The organism is Cellulomonas sp. P5_E12, from assembly GCF_054049315.1.
Map to the genome: position 1 here is coordinate 36,031 of NZ_JBFUMP010000021.1, position 14,806 is coordinate 50,836.

Annotated in this window: 8 protein-coding genes; 7 read left to right on the forward strand and 1 reads right to left on the reverse strand. The window is 70.2% G+C overall.

Annotated elements, in window-relative coordinates; genetic code table 11:
- Nucleotides 1-24 precede the first annotated feature (24 nt).
- Complete coding sequence (locus tag ACXJKA_RS16365; RefSeq protein WP_456826274.1) at nt 25-1,431, reverse strand: S8 family peptidase; 1,407 nt, start codon at nt 1,429-1,431, stop codon at nt 25-27.
- A gap of 134 nt (nt 1,432-1,565) precedes the next feature.
- Between ACXJKA_RS16365 and ACXJKA_RS16370 the strand changes: the two genes are divergently transcribed.
- The 7 genes from ACXJKA_RS16370 to rpsG all read left to right on the forward strand — a co-directional run bounded on the left by ACXJKA_RS16370 (nt 1,566) and on the right by rpsG (nt 14,706).
- A complete protein-coding gene (locus ACXJKA_RS16370; protein WP_456826275.1) occupies nt 1,566-4,145 on the forward strand; it encodes a CHAT domain-containing protein in 2,580 nt (859 codons plus the stop codon).
- A gap of 278 nt (nt 4,146-4,423) precedes the next feature.
- A complete protein-coding gene (gene rplJ / locus ACXJKA_RS16375; protein WP_456826276.1) occupies nt 4,424-4,957 on the forward strand; it encodes a 50S ribosomal protein L10 in 534 nt (177 codons plus the stop codon).
- Nucleotides 4,958-5,041: 84 nt separating this feature from the next.
- Nucleotides 5,042-5,431, forward strand: a complete 390-nt coding sequence (gene rplL, locus ACXJKA_RS16380) for a 50S ribosomal protein L7/L12 (RefSeq protein WP_456826277.1) — start codon at nt 5,042-5,044, stop codon at nt 5,429-5,431.
- Nucleotides 5,432-5,913: 482 nt separating this feature from the next.
- The gene (gene rpoB, locus ACXJKA_RS16385) at nt 5,914-9,420 is read left to right on the forward strand and encodes a DNA-directed RNA polymerase subunit beta (protein WP_456826278.1); all 3,507 of its coding nucleotides are present in this window, start codon (nt 5,914-5,916) and stop codon (nt 9,418-9,420) included.
- A 106-nt stretch (nt 9,421-9,526) separates the two neighbouring features.
- Nucleotides 9,527-13,396 (forward strand): DNA-directed RNA polymerase subunit beta', encoded by a 3,870-nt coding sequence (locus tag ACXJKA_RS16390; protein WP_456826279.1) that lies wholly within the window; start codon nt 9,527-9,529, stop codon nt 13,394-13,396.
- 468 nt (nt 13,397-13,864) lie between these two features.
- A complete protein-coding gene (gene rpsL / locus ACXJKA_RS16395; RefSeq protein ID WP_013770160.1) occupies nt 13,865-14,236 on the forward strand; it encodes a 30S ribosomal protein S12 in 372 nt (123 codons plus the stop codon).
- Nucleotides 14,236-14,706, forward strand: a complete 471-nt coding sequence (gene rpsG / locus ACXJKA_RS16400) for a 30S ribosomal protein S7 (RefSeq protein WP_028045072.1) — start codon at nt 14,236-14,238, stop codon at nt 14,704-14,706. Before rpsL ends, rpsG begins: the two co-directional genes overlap by 1 nt.
- Nucleotides 14,707-14,806: the final 100 nt, after the last annotated feature.

The window sequence follows — 14,806 nt, forward strand, 5'->3', positions numbered from 1 at the left end:
GCGGTGGGAACGGTGCCCAGCACTTCAGACCCCCGGCAGGATGTCGAACGTCTGGCCGAAGTCCGGCATGGGCCGGCCGTCGGCCAGCAGCTGGACGTAGGCCTGGCGGGCGGAGAGCCCACGCTCCTGCATGAGACGCGCGACCGCGCCCGCCACCTGCGGCGCGGCGAACGACGTCCCGCTCCAGCGCGAGAACGAGTCGGCGGGGAACGTCTCGGGGTCCTCCGTGAAGTCGGGGGACTGCTCGCCCTGCACGTACGTCGACAGCACGCCCTCGCCGACGGCGGAGCAGTCCACCCACCAGCCGTGGCTCGAGAACGCGCTGGGGCGCAGGTCTGCCGTCAGGGCACCGACCGACACCACGCGGCGGAACGCCGCGGGCCAGGTCGGCGTCGTGTCGCCGAAGTTGCCGGCGGCGGCGACGATCAGCGTGTCCTCCCCGCGCTCGATCTCGATCTCCCGCACCACCTCGAGTGCCGCGGCCATCGCGAGCGACGGCTGGTCGAACTGGGTCTGGGTGCCGAGCGACAGGTTGACCACCTGCGCGCCGTCCCGCACGGCGCGGACGATCGCGCAGGCCACGTCGATCTCGCTGCCGGTGCCGCCGGTGCCGAGCGCCCGGTACATCGTGATGTCGGCGGTGGGTGCGACCTGGGCGATGATCCCGCTGACGAACGTCCCGTGCCCCGCGGAGAAGTCGAGGAAACCGTCGAGGGGGTCGGCGTCGAGCGGGTCGACGTTGATGTCGACGGCGTGGGTGGCCGGGTCGTCCTGGGTGATCCGCGGGATGCCGGTCAGCCAGCCGTCGCCCCGCAGGGCGCCGTCGATGCCGGTGTCGACGACGGCGACGCGCGCACCGGCACCGTCGCCCGTGGCGAAGGTGTCGTACGAGTCGAAGGTGCCGATCGTCGGCACCGCGACCCCGCTGAAGGGCTTGACGATCGGGCCGAGGGGCGCGATGTGGGTCAGCGACGCGGCGAAGCCGCGGGCGCGCAGCTCGCTGACCGTGTCCTCCAGGTGCTGGGTCGTGGTCGGCTCGGTGCTGACCAGCCTGACCAGGCGGCTCTCGAGGTCGGTGCACCCGAGCGGCGCCTCGGCCAGCCCCCGGCGCTGCACGTACGTCCGGACGCCTCGGTCCTGCCAGGACGACTCGGTCACCAGGATCTCCCCGGTCACCACCATCGTCTCGAGCCCGTTGTCCTTGACCACCACGTCGAGCCGGGTGTCGTGCCGCAGGTTCCACCGCTCCTGGACCGCGGTGTTCAGCCTTCGTCGCAGCCCGGCGTCGGTGCGCCGCTGCGCCAGCTCGTCGACCTGCCGCTGGACACGCTGTCGTACCCGTGGGGGGACAGGCTCGACGGCCGGACCGGTCCGGTAGTCGCGACCGAAGGGCCTTCCCGGGGTACGGGGTTCGTCCGCTGACGTGCTCACATGTACTCCTTGCTCCGCCTAGACTCCGAAAGATGTGCCCGTCCGGTCTCGGGGTCGAGCCACCTCCACCGAACGACGATCCTCATGCCCTACCAGAGGCCCGAGCCGACCTCCTGATACATCTCAGCTCGTTGATGGACGCGGTCGACATCGATCCGCGGTCGGTGGAGCCTCAGGCGCAGGCCGTCGTGCAGGTGGCGCGCACGCGCAAGGACCCCGAGCTGCTGGGGTTGAGCCTACGGCTGCTGGCCGGGACATTTAGGGCACGATGGGACGATTCGTCCGCGCGCCCGCTGCTCGACGAGGCCCTGCGCGTCACGCGGCGGCACGGCGTCTGGCACGTCGCGGCGACGGTGCTGGCCAGCCGGGCGTCCGTCCTGCACGATCTCGGCGACGCCGGCGCAGCAGCCCGGGACCTCGACGCCGCGATCGCGGCGATGAGCCGCGCGACGGACATCGAGCCGGCCGAGCGTGCGCGCTTCCTCGGTCGGGTCGGGCTCTCGCTCGCGATCGTCGAGCAGCACGCTGGGCGGCTGGCCGAGTCCGAGCAGCGCTACCGGTCGCTGCTCGCGGCCGGCGGCCTGGAGCCGCGCTCCGAGGCGATCGCGACGAACAACCTGGCGCTCGTCCTGGCCGAACGCGGCGAGTACGACGAGGCGATCCGCACCGCCGACCGAGCCGTGGCGCTCGCCATCTCGAAGGTGCCGAGCATCGAGGGGCCCCTGGTGCAGAGCCGCGCCTGGATCGCGGTCCGAGCCGGCCGCCTCCAGGAGGGCATGCGGGACTTCGACCGGTCGGCCCAGGCCTACGTCGACGCGGGCATCCCGCTGGGGGAGTACTACACGGAGTACGCCGACGCCATGACCGACCTCCGGCTGCTCCCCGAGGCGGCAGCCGCCGCGGCTCGCGCGGTCGAGGAGCTCGACGCGGCGGGGCTCCAGCTTGCGTTGACCGAGGCGCAGATGCGGCTCGCGCGGATCTACCTCCTCACTGGTCGGCCCGAGGAAGCCGGCGCACTGGCGGATGTCGCTGCTCAGGCCGCCCGGCGCCAGCGTCGCGCGACGTGGGCCGCCCGCGCGCAGCTCATCGGCGTGGAGGCGCGGCTCCGGGCGGGCACCGCGGGGCTCGGCGAGCTCGGGGTGGCGCGCCGCGCCGCGGGGCGGCTCGAACGGTCCGGGGATCTGCACGGTGCCGTCGAGGCGTACCTCGTCGCGGGTCGGGTGGCTCTCGACCAGGACCGTCCGGGTGCTGCGGGGCCTGCGCTGTCCCGGGCCCGTGCGCTCGCCGGGCGTGGCCAGGTGCTCGTCCGGCTGCGCGGCCGGCTCGCGGGTGCGCTCGCCGAGCGGGCGTCGGGACACCCGGCCGGCGTGCTGACGGAGTGCAGGGCGGGCCTGCGGGACCTCGCCACGCACCGCTCGAGCCTGCCCACCATCGAGCTGCGCGCGCTCGCGTCGGGGCACGGGGCGGAGCTCGGCGAGATCGGGCTCGGGGTCGTGCTGGCCGGTGCGTCGCCGGCGCAGACGCTCGCGTGGATGGAACGGACCCGCGCCGCGGCGCTGAGCGCCCGGCTGCAGCCGTCGGAGGCCCGTCCGGTCGGGACGCGTGAGTCGTGGGGACCGACCCCGGCCGTGGGCGTGCGTGGCCTGAACGAGTCACGGGACGCGCGGGTGCCCGTGCTCGACTGGTCCACGGGGTACGAGTCGCCCGCGCCCGTGCCTGCCCGCCCCCGCGCGCCCGGTCTCGCCGCGGTCCGCGAGGCGCTCGACGGGCGGACCCTGGTCGAGTTCGGGAAGTTCCAGGGCCGACTCGTCGCCGTCGTCGTCGCACCGCGGGGCGCCCGACTGGTGGAGCTCGCCGACCAGCAGGACGTGGCCGCCGAGCTCCGGCCGCTGCTGTTCGCCCTGCGACGGCTGGCCAACCCCCGCGGGGGTGCCGCCGCGGACGCCGCCCGGGCGAGCGCCGACCTGCGCATCGCGCGGCTGCGCGCCCTGCTCATCGCGCCGCTGGGCGTGCGGGCCGAGGACGAGCTGGTCGTGGTCCCGGTCGGCATGCTGCACGGCGTGCCGTGGTCCTGCCTGCACGGCGGTCCGCTCGCCCAGGCGCCGTCGGMGAGCTTCTGGGTCCGGACGCGCCRCGCCGCGCAGGCCCGGCGCGGGGCGGGCGGCACCGTGCTCGTCGCGGGCCCGGATCTCGTGGGTGCCGGCGAAGAGGTCGACGCGCTCCGCGAGGTCCACCCCGGCGCCCTGGTGCTCACCCCGGAGCACGCCCGGGCCGAGCAGGTCGTCGCCGCGCTGGCCGACGCCGACCTCGCGCACCTCGCATGCCACGGCTCGCAGCGGGCCGACAACCCGATGTTCTCCTCGCTGCTGCTCGCGGACGGCCCGGTGACCGTCCAGGAGCTGCACGGCGCGGGCGTGGCGCCCCACCGGCTGGTCCTCGCGTCGTGCCACTCGGGTGCGGACGTCGCGTACGCGGGCGACGAGATCCTCGGCTTCGTCAGCGCGATGCTGGCGCAAGGCACGGCCGGCGTGGTGGCCAGCATCGCCGCGGTGCCGGACGTCGCCGCGGTCGACCTCATGCTCGGCCTGCACCGTGGTCTGCGGCAGGGCCTGACGCTCGCGCGAGCGCTGCACGCGGCACGCGCCGGCGTGGACAGGTCGTCGCCGGAGGGCTTCGTCAACTGGTGCACGTTCAGCGCGCACGGCGCCGCCTGACGTGCTTGCCGGTGCTGTCCGGCGGGGAGCGGATTTGGTCGTCGTCCGGGCGTGCCGTACCTTAGGGACATCCAAAGACCGCCGGTCGTCGGTCCGTCGTGCTCACGCCAGTGTGCATCGCGGCCCGCCCGAAGTCCCGCAGCAGCGGAGGCCAGCGCAGGTGAGAGTTCCCGGAAGGTTCGGTTTGCGCCGAGCTGCCTGACGAGCCCCGCGCCTGCGCGGGGCTCTTTCGTTTGTGGGGCGTGACGACCGGTGGCACCACCATCGGAAGGATTGCCATGGCGAGGCCGGACAAGGCAGCCGCTGTCGCAGAGCTCACGGACCTGTTCCGCGAGTCGAACGCGGCCGTGCTGACCGAGTACCGCGGGCTCACCGTTGCTCAGCTCAAGAAGCTGCGCAAGGCGCTCAGCGGCAACGCAACGTACTCCGTGGTGAAGAACACGCTGACCGCGATCGCGGCCAAGGATGCCGGCCTCGAGGGCCTCGACGACGCGCTTGCCGGCCCGTCGGCGATCGCCTTCGTCTCCGGTGACCCGGTCGAGGCGGCCAAGGGACTGCGTGACTTCGCCAAGGCGAACCCCGCACTGGTCATCAAGGGCGGTGTCCTCGACGGACGCGCCCTGACCGCTGCGGACGTCACCAAGCTCGCGGACCTCGAGTCCCGTGAGGTTCTGCTGGCCAAGGCGGCCAACGTGTTCAAGGCGTCGCTCTTCCAGGCGGCTTACCTGTTCACCGCGCCCGCCGCTCAGGCTGCACGCACCGTCGACGCTCTCCGGCTCAAGCTGGAGGAGTCGACCGAGGTCGCTGCCTGAGCCACCGGCTCCAGGCACTCATCTGAACCCCCGCTCGCGTCGGCCGCACCGGCCGCCGGGCACCGAACGGAAGGAACCGCCATCATGGCGAAGCTCACCACCACCGAGCTCATCGACGCGTTCAAGGAGCTCTCCCTCATCGAGCTCTCCGAGTTCGTGAAGGCGTTCGAGGAGACCTTCGAGGTCACCGCTGCTGCTCCCGTCGCCGTTGCGGCCCCCGCCGGCGCCGGTGGCGCTGCCGAGGTCGAGGCCGAGGAGGAGAAGGACTCGTTCGACGTCGTCCTCGAGGCCGCCGGTGACAAGAAGATCCAGGTCATCAAGGAGGTGCGCGTCCTGACGTCCCTCGGCCTGAAGGAGGCCAAGGACCTCGTTGACGCCGCCCCCAAGGCCGTCCTCGAGGGCGTCGCCAAGGACGCTGCCGAGAAGGCCAAGGCGACCCTCGAGGCCGCTGGCGCCACGGTCACCCTCAAGTGATCACCACCTCCGCCCACGTCGGTACGCCGACCGGTCGGAGGTAGGGAGCGACGCTCCCGCAGGACGTCCGACGAAGCCCGTGCCCCCACCCGGGGTGCGGGCTTCGTCGCACCGCGGGTGTCGCGGCGACCTCCTCCGTCCACAGCCGGACGGGTGCCAGGCTTTCGTCGGCCCGCGGGTTGTGCCACCATGTGCGCGGCGACAACGTCGTCGCCGGACGGGCGGAGCCGCCTGTTCTACCGGACGCCTCAGGGTCCACGTCGATGATGACGGGGAGCTCGCCCGAGGTGTCGATGCCGGGTGGACTTTGCCACAGCGGCCGAGTATGCTAGCGCTTTGCGCTGGCCTGTGCCCGCGATCCCGTATAACCCGAGCCCACCCTCGTCGTTCGTACACGACGTCCGGAGGCTCGCCGGCCGGGGGATCGCGCCTAGCCAGGACCAGCGCAGCGTGCACTCGATCCGCTGGGAAGGACCCCTCTTTTGGCTGCCTCGCGCACCCCTTCTGCTCCGACCGCCGACGCCATCGCGAACCGCACCGCATCCCGCCGTATCTCTTTCGCCAAGATCCACGAGCCCCTCGAGGTCCCGGACCTGCTCGGTCTGCAGACGGAGAGCTTCGACTGGCTGCTCGGCAACGAGAAGTGGCAGGGCCGTGTGGCCAAGGCCCTCGAGGCCGGCCGTCAGGACGTTCCCGAGACCGCTGGTCTCGAGGAGATCTTCGAGGAGATCTCGCCTATCGAGGACTTCGGCGGATCCATGTCGCTGTCGTTCCGTGAGCACCGCTTCGAGCCGCCGAAGTACACGGCCGAGGAGTGCAAGGAGAAGGACTTCACCTTCGCCGCCCCGCTGTTCGTCACCGCGGAGTTCGTCAACTACACCACCGGCGAGATCAAGAGCCAGACGGTCTTCATGGGCGACTTCCCGCTCATGACCGAGCGCGGCACCTTCATCATCAACGGCACCGAGCGCGTGGTCGTCTCGCAGCTCGTCCGTTCGCCCGGCGTGTACTTCGAGCGCACGGCCGACAAGACGTCCGACAAGGACGTCCTCACGGCCAAGGTCATCCCGAGCCGCGGTGCCTGGCTCGAGTTCGAGATCGACAAGCGCGACAACGTCGGCGTGCGCGTCGACCGCAAGCGCAAGCAGAACGCCACGGTGCTCCTCAAGGCGCTCGGCATGACGGACGCGGAGATCCGCGAGGAGTTCGCGGCGTACCCGGCCGTCATCGACACGCTGGACAAGGACCACGTCCAGACGCAGGACGAGGCGCTGCTCGACCTCTACCGCAAGATCCGCCCGGGCGAGCCGCCCACGGTCGAGGCCGGTCGCGCGCTCATCGAGAACTTCTACTTCAACCCGAAGCGCTACGACCTCGCGAAGGTCGGCCGCTACAAGCTGAACAAGAAGCTCGGCCTGGACGTGCCGCTCGCCGACTCCGTCCTGTCGAAGGACGACGTCGTCGCGACCATCAAGTACCTCGCGTCGCTGCACATCGACCTGCCCTCGCTGCCCGGCACGCGGGCCGGCGAGTCGGTCGACATCCGCGTCGAGCCCGACGACATCGACCACTTCGGCAACCGTCGCATCCGCGCGGTCGGCGAGCTCATCCAGAACCAGGTCCGCACGGGCCTGTCGCGGATGGAGCGCGTCGTGCGCGAGCGCATGACGACGCAGGACGTCGAGGCGATCACGCCGCAGACCCTGATCAACATCCGCCCCGTGGTGGCGTCGATCAAGGAGTTCTTCGGCACGTCGCAGCTGTCGCAGTTCATGGACCAGAACAACCCGCTCGCGGGCCTGACGCACAAGCGTCGCCTGTCCGCGCTCGGCCCGGGTGGTCTGTCCCGCGACCGCGCCGGCATGGAGGTCCGTGACGTCCACCCGTCGCACTACGGCCGCATGTGCCCGATCGAGACCCCTGAGGGCCCGAACATCGGCCTGATCGGCTCGCTCGCCACGTACGGGCGGATCAACCCGTTCGGCTTCGTCGAGACGCCGTACCGCAAGGTCATCAAGGGCAAGGTCTCGGACGAGGTCCACTACCTGACGGCCGACGACGAGGACCGCCACGTCATCGCGCAGGCGAACGCCCCGCTCAAGGCGAACGGTGCCTTCGAGGAGGACCGCGTCCTGGTCCGCGTCAAGGGCGGCGAGATCGAGTACGTCGCCGGCGAGGCCGTCGACTACATGGACGTCTCCCCGCGCCAGATGGTGTCGGTGGCCACGGCCCTGATCCCGTTCCTCGAGCACGACGACGCCAACCGTGCCCTCATGGGTGCCAACATGCAGCGCCAGGCCGTCCCGCTGGTCCGTTCCGAGGCCCCGCTCGTGGGCACCGGCATGGAGCGTCGTGCGGCCATCGACGCGGGCGACGTCATCGTCGCGACGAAGCCGGGTGTCGTCACCGAGGTGTCGGCCGACCTGATCGTCGTCGCCAACGACGACGCCACCACGTCGACCTACCGCGTCGCCAAGTTCCGCCGCTCGAACCAGGGCACCTCCTACAACCAGCGCGTGCTGGTCGACACCGGCGCCCGCGTCGAGGTCAACTCGGTGCTCGCCGACGGCCCGGCCACGGACGAGGGCGAGCTCGCGCTCGGCCGCAACCTCCTGGTCGCGTTCATGTCGTGGGAGGGCCACAACTACGAGGACGCGATCATCCTGTCGCAGCGCCTCGTACAGGACGACGTGCTGTCCTCGATCCACATCGAGGAGCACGAGGTCGACGCGCGCGACACCAAGCTCGGCCCGGAGGAGATCACTCGGGACATCCCGAACGTCTCCGAGGAGGTCCTCGCGGACCTGGACGAGCGCGGCATCATCCGCATCGGTGCCGAGGTCGYGGCCGGCGACATCCTCGTCGGCAAGGTCACGCCCAAGGGCGAGACCGAGCTGACCCCGGAGGAGCGCCTGCTCCGTGCGATCTTCGGTGAGAAGGCGCGCGAGGTCCGCGACACGTCGCTCAAGGTCCCGCACGGCGAGTCCGGCACGGTCATCGAGGTCCGCACGTTCAGCCGTGAGGACGGCGACGAGCTGCCCGCCGGCGTGAACGAGCTGGTCCGCGTGTACATCGCGCAGCGCCGTAAGATCACGGACGGCGACAAGCTCGCCGGCCGTCACGGCAACAAGGGCGTCATCTCCAAGATCCTGCCGGTCGAGGACATGCCGTTCCTCGCCGACGGGACCGCGGTCGACGTCGTCCTCAACCCGCTCGGTGTCCCCGGCCGCATGAACGTCGGCCAGGTCCTCGAGACGCACCTCGGCTGGGTGGCCAAGCAGGGCTGGGACATCCAGCTCGCCGAGGGTGACGTCTCGTGGCGGGACGACGTCCCGGCCATCGCCGCGTCGTCGCCGGCCGGCAACCCGGTCGCGACGCCCGTGTTCGACGGTGTCCCGGAGACGACCCTCACGGGTCTGCTCTCGGCCACGCTGCCGAACCGTGACGGCGAGCGCACCGTGGGCGGYGACGGCAAGGCGCGCCTGTTCGACGGGCGCTCCGGCGAGCCGTTCCCGGAGCCGGTCGCGGTCGGCTACATGTACATCCTCAAGCTGCACCACCTCGTCGACGACAAGATCCACGCACGTTCCACGGGTCCGTACTCGATGATCACGCAGCAGCCGCTGGGTGGTAAGGCGCAGTTCGGTGGCCAGCGGTTCGGCGAGATGGAGGTGTGGGCCCTGGAGGCGTACGGCGCTGCCTACACGCTGCAGGAGCTCCTCACCATCAAGTCGGACGACGTCCCCGGCCGCGTCAAGGTGTACGAGGCGATCGTCAAGGGGGAGAACATCCCCGACTCGGGCATCCCGGAGTCCTTCAAGGTGCTCCTCAAGGAGATGCAGTCGCTCTGCCTGAACGTGGAGGTGCTCTCCTCGGACGGCGTCTCCATCGACATGAAGGAGAACGACGACGAGGTCTACCGCGCAGCGGAGGAGCTCGGCATCGACCTGTCCCGGCGCCCGAACGCCAGCAGCGTCGAAGAGATCTGACGTCGAGCCTGCCGCCCTTCCGTGAGGATGGGCGGCGGGCCCGCACCCTTAGCAACATTTCCGTTCAGCTGGTGCACACCGGCAAGCGAAGGAAGTAGGACCCCCCTTGCTCGACGTCAACGTCTTCGACGAGCTGCGTATCGGCCTTGCCTCGGCCGACGACATCCGTGCCTGGTCGCACGGTGAGGTGAAGAAGCCCGAGACCATCAACTACCGGACCCTGAAGCCGGAGAAGGATGGCCTGTTCTGCGAGAAGATCTTCGGTCCCACCCGGGACTGGGAGTGCTACTGCGGCAAGTACAAGCGCGTGCGCTTCAAGGGCATCATCTGCGAGCGCTGCGGCGTCGAGGTGACCCGCTCGAAGGTCCGTCGTGAGCGCATGGGCCACATCGAGCTCGCCGCGCCCGTCACGCACATCTGGTTCTTCAAGGGTGTGCCGTCGCGACTCGGCTACCTGCTCGACCTCGCCCCGAAGGACCTCGAGAAGGTCATCTACTTCGCGGCCTACATGATCACCTGGGTCGACGTCGACGGCCGGCACGAGGACCTCCCCAACCTCCAAAACGGGATCGACCTGGAGAAGAAGGAGATCTCGGACCGCCGCGACAACGACATCAACACCCGCGCCACCAAGCTCGAGGCCGACCTGGCCGAGCTCGAGGCCGAGGGCGCCAAGGCCGACGCCCGCCGCAAGGTGCGCGACTCGGCCGAGCGCGAGATGGCTCAGCTGCGGAAGCGTGCCGACCTCGAGCTCGACCGCCTGGACCAGGTCTGGGACCGCTTCAAGAACCTCAAGGTCGCGGACCTCGAGGGCGACGAGATGCTGTACCGCCAGCTCCAGGACCGGTACGGCAACTACTTCGAGGGCTCGATGGGCGCCGCGGCGATCCAGAAGCGTCTCGAGGCGTTCGACCTCGAGGCCGAGTCCGACTCGCTGCGCGAGATCATCAAGACCGGCAAGGGCCAGCGCAAGACGCGTGCCCTCAAGCGCCTGAAGGTCGTCAACGCGTTCCTCACGACGACCAACTCGCCCACCGGCATGGTGCTCGACGCCGTCCCGGTCATCCCGCCGGACCTGCGTCCGATGGTCCAGCTCGACGGTGGCCGCTTCGCCACCTCGGACCTGAACGACCTGTACCGCCGCGTGATCAACCGGAACAACCGCCTCAAGCGGCTGCTCGACCTCGGCGCGCCCGAGATCATCGTCAACAACGAGAAGCGGATGCTCCAGGAGGCCGTCGACTCGCTGTTCGACAACGGCCGCCGCGGCCGTCCGGTGACGGGTCCGGGCAACCGCCCGCTCAAGTCCATCTCGGACATGCTCAAGGGCAAGCAGGGTCGGTTCCGCCAGAACCTGCTCGGCAAGCGCGTCGACTACTCGGGCCGTTCGGTCATCGTCGTCGGCCCGCAGCTCAAGCTCCACCAGTGCGGCCTGCCCAAGCAGATGGCGCTCGAGCTGTTCAAGCCGTTCGTGATGAAGCGCCTGGTGGACCTCAACCACGCGCAGAACATCAAGTCGGCCAAGCGCATGGTCGAGCGCGCGCGTCCCGTCGTCTGGGACGTGCTCGAGGAGGTCATCACGGAGCACCCGGTGCTGCTCAACCGCGCACCCACGCTGCACCGTCTGGGCATCCAGGCGTTCGAGCCCCAGCTGGTCGAGGGCAAGGCGATCCACCTGCACCCGCTCGTCTGCGCCGCGTTCAACGCGGACTTCGACGGTGACCAGATGGCCGTCCACCTGCCCTTGAGCGCCGAGGCGCAGGCCGAGGCCCGCATCCTCATGCTCTCGAGCAACAACATCCTCAAGCCGTCGGACGGTCGTCCGGTGACCATGCCCTCGCAGGACATGATCATCGGCCTGTACCACCTGACCAACGACAAGGACGAGGCGCTCGGCGCCGGCCGCGCGTTCAGCACGGTCTCCGAGGCGATCATGGCGTTCGACCAGGGCAGCCTGGACCTCAACGCCGTGGTGAAGATCCGCTTCGACGACCTGGTCCTGGCCGAGGAGGACGCGCCCGAGGGCTGGACCGAGGGCGACGCACTGCTCTTCGAGACGACCCTGGGTCGCGCGCTGTTCAACGAGCTGCTGCCGGTCGACTACCCGTACGAGAACGGCGTCGTCGACAAGAAGCGCCTCTCGGTCATCGTCAACGACCTGGCCGAGCGCTACCCGAAGGTCGAGGTCGCGGCCTCGCTCGACGCACTGAAGGAGGCCGGCTTCCGCTGGGCCACCCGCTCGGGCGTCACGATCTCCATCTCCGACGTCGCCACCCCGGCGGCCAAGGCGGAGATCCTCGAGGCGCACGAGGGTCGCGCGGCGAAGGTGCAGGGCCAGTACGAGAAGGGCCTCATCACCGACGACGAGCGTCGCCAGGAGCTCATCGAGATCTGGACCCAGGCCACCGACAAGGTCGCCGACGCGATGCGGGAGAACTTCCCGCGCCAGAACACCGTCTACAAGATGGTCGGCTCGGGTGCGCGTGGTAACTGGATGCAGGTCCGCCAGATCGCCGGTATGCGTGGCCTCGTGGCCAACCCGAAGGGCGAGATCATCCCTCGCCCGATCAAGTCGAACTACCGCGAGGGGCTGTCGGTCCTCGAGTACTTCATCGCGACGCACGGTGCCCGCAAGGGTCTGGCGGACACCGCTCTGCGGACCGCCGACTCGGGCTACCTGACCCGTCGTCTGGTGGACGTCTCGCAGGACGTCATCGTCCGTGAGGACGACTGCGGCACCGAGCGTGGTCTGACCATGCCGATCGGCGTGCCTGGTACGGACGGCGCCCTGCGTCGTCACGACAAGGTCGAGACGAGCGTCTACTCGCGCACGCTGGCGAGCGACATCGAGGTGGACGGCGAGGTCATCGGTCACGCCGGTGACGACGTCGGCGACGTGCTGCTCGACCGCCTCCTCGAGGCGGGCGTCGACACGCTCAAGATCCGCTCCGTGCTCACCTGCGAGTCCCGCGTCGGCACCTGCGCGCGCTGCTACGGCCGTTCGCTGGCCACCGGCAAGCTCGTCGACATCGGCGAGGCCGTCGGCATCATCGCGGCCCAGTCGATCGGTGAGCCCGGCACGCAGCTGACGATGCGTACCTTCCACACCGGTGGTGTGGCGTCGGCCGACGACATCACGCAGGGTCTGCCCCGCGTCCAGGAGCTCTTCGAGGCCCGCACCCCCAAGGGTGAGGCGCCGATCGCGGAGTTCTCGGGCCGCATCGCGGTCGAGGAGGGTGACCGTTCGCGTCGCCTCGTCCTCACGCCGGACGACGGCTCGGAGGAGATCGCCTACCCGATCACCAAGCGCTCGCGCCTGCTGGTCTCCGACGGCGACCACGTCTCCGTCGGCACCCAGCTGGTCGTCGGTGCGGTGGACCCGAAGAAGGTCCTGCGCATCCTCGGCCCGCGTGCGACGCAGAAGCACCTGGTCGACGAGGTGCAGGTCGTCTACTCCTCGCAGGGTGTGGACATCCACGACAAGCACATCGAGGTCATCGTGCGGCAGATGCTGCGTCGCGTGACGGTCCTCGACTCCGGCACCACCGACCTGCTGCCCGGCGAGCTCGCCGAGCGTGGGCGCTTCGAGGACGCGAACCGCGCTGCGGTGTCCGAGGGCGGCCAGCCGGCCTCGGGTCGTCCGGAGCTCATGGGCATCACGAAGGCGTCGCTCGCGACGGACTCGTGGCTGTCGGCGGCCTCCTTCCAGGAGACCACCCGGGTGCTCACCGAGGCCGCGATGTCGGGTCGGTCCGACCCGCTGCTCGGCCTCAAGGAGAACGTCATCCTCGGCAAGCTCATCCCGGCCGGAACGGGTCTGCCCCGCTACGGCAACATCGCGGTCGAGCCCACCGAGGAGGCGAAGGCCGAGCTGTACCCGACCTTCGGCTACGACGAGATCGACTTCCCCGCCCTGGGCCTCGGCTCCGGCGAGGCGATCCCGCTCGAGGACATCGACTTCGGCGACTACCGCTGACGTCGGCCTGCTCTCACCCCGAGGGGGTCCACCGTTCGCGCGGTGGGCCCCCTCGGGCCTTTCGTCCCTGGCTCGGGAATCGACCAGGGCGCACGCTTGTTGTGAAGTCGTCCAGGTCACCTGCGGCTGTACGCAGCCGCTTTGACGCCCCACCGGGCGCCAGGTAACGTAGGACACCGTGCCCGCGCCGTCGGGCTCTCGCGCATGCACTCGGTGGACGCCTCCTGTCAACAGGAAGGGCGGGTCCGGGAGCATCGGGTGGTTTCCCCCACCGCGCCGTCTCTCCGTCAAGGCAACCTTGCGGGATGCGGTGCGGAGGACCGGGGCGACACGCCCGGGTGCGGGGGTCGGTGCGGGACGTACGACCTGCGGGGTAGTCGCGCGACGGGCGACGAACCCCGACCATGCCGGCCGTCCAGGGTGACGGGTGCCGGTCGACCAGAGATTCATCCAACAGACGGAGACGTAGTGCCTACGATCCAGCAGCTGGTCCGCAAGGGCCGGCAGGCGAAGACGAACAAGTCGAAGACGCCTGCCCTCAAGGGCTCCCCCCAGCGACGCGGTGTGTGCACCCGCGTCTACACCACGACCCCGAAGAAGCCGAACTCGGCGCTCCGCAAGGTCGCGCGCGTCCGCCTCTCCAGCCAGGTCGAGGTCACCGCGTACATCCCCGGTGTCGGTCACAACCTGCAGGAGCACTCCATCGTGCTCGTGCGCGGTGGCCGCGTGAAGGACCTCCCGGGTGTCCGTTACAAGATCGTCCGTGGCGCGCTCGACACGCAGGGCGTCAAGAACCGTAAGCAGGCGCGCAGCCGCTACGGCGCGAAGAAGGTGGGCTGATGCCTCGCAAGGGTCCGGCCCCCAAGCGGCCGCTCGTCATCGACCCCGTCTACGGGTCCCCGGTCGTCACGCAGCTGATCAACAAGGTCCTGCTCGACGGCAAGAAGTCCGTCGCGGAGCACATCGTCTACGGCGCCCTCGAGGGTGTCCGTGAGAAGACGCAGGGCGACCCGGTCGTCGTGCTCAAGCGCGCGCTGGACAACGTCCGCCCGTCGCTCGAGGTGCGTTCGCGCCGCGTCGGTGGTGCGACCTACCAGGTCCCCGTCGAGGTGCGCCCCGTCCGCCAGACGACCCTCGCGCTGCGCTGGCTCACCGACTACTCGCGCGCTCGTCGCGAGAAGACGATGACCGAGCGCCTCATGAACGAGATCCTCGACGCGTCCAACGGCCTCGGTGCCGCGGTGAAGCGTCGTGAGGACATGCACAAGATGGCCGAGTCCAACAAGGCCTTCGCGCACTACCGCTGGTAATCCCGGCACCCACGGGCGCTGCGCCGCCGGTCCGATCCTCGGGCCGGACCGGTGGCGCCACCCAAGCCAACCGACAAGGGGCAACTCACGTGGCACTGGA

What these genes read in the sequence shown, in the direction of transcription:
- rplJ (WP_456826276.1), top strand. Translation starts at nt 4,424, where the DNA reads ATGGCGAGGCCGGACAAGGCAGCCGCTGTCGCAGAGCTCACGGACCTG.
- rpsG (WP_028045072.1), top strand. Translation starts at nt 14,236, where the DNA reads ATGCCTCGCAAGGGTCCGGCCCCCAAGCGGCCGCTCGTCATCGACCCC.
- rplL (WP_456826277.1), top strand. Translation starts at nt 5,042, where the DNA reads ATGGCGAAGCTCACCACCACCGAGCTCATCGACGCGTTCAAGGAGCTC.